Origin of the sequence: Parachitinimonas caeni (genome assembly GCF_030129945.1) — a bacterium.
GTDB lineage: Bacteria > Pseudomonadota > Gammaproteobacteria > Burkholderiales > Chitinimonadaceae > Parachitinimonas > Parachitinimonas caeni.
The window spans coordinates 1-207 of record NZ_JARRAF010000333.1 but is presented as its reverse complement, the minus strand read 5'-3'; the positions used below and the strand labels follow the sequence as shown (position 1 = coordinate 207).

Below are 207 nucleotides of genomic sequence, written 5' to 3'. Positions count from 1 at the left end.
CAGGGACCAGCTGTAACGGCGCAACCGGTTGGGCCTCTTCCCTTGGCCGACGCAGCCGCTTCACCCAATACAGGAAGCTCGGCAAGGCCAAACCCTGCTGTTCACAATACGCCTCCGCCTTCAAACCGCTGCTACGCCACCTTTCAACATGCGCCTCTCGCTGCGCCCAGGATTCACTTTCTTGCGCCATCGCTCCGCTCCTGACAA

At 60.9% G+C, this 207-nt stretch carries 1 protein-coding gene; it reads right to left on the bottom strand.

Translation table 11 applies throughout. The annotated features are described in order from the left end of the window. The coding region (tnpA, locus tag PZA18_RS24930) for an IS66 family insertion sequence element accessory protein TnpA (protein ID WP_407951225.1) at window positions 1-190 on the bottom strand (190 nt) is incomplete at its 3' end. Window positions 191-207: the final 17 nt, after the last annotated feature.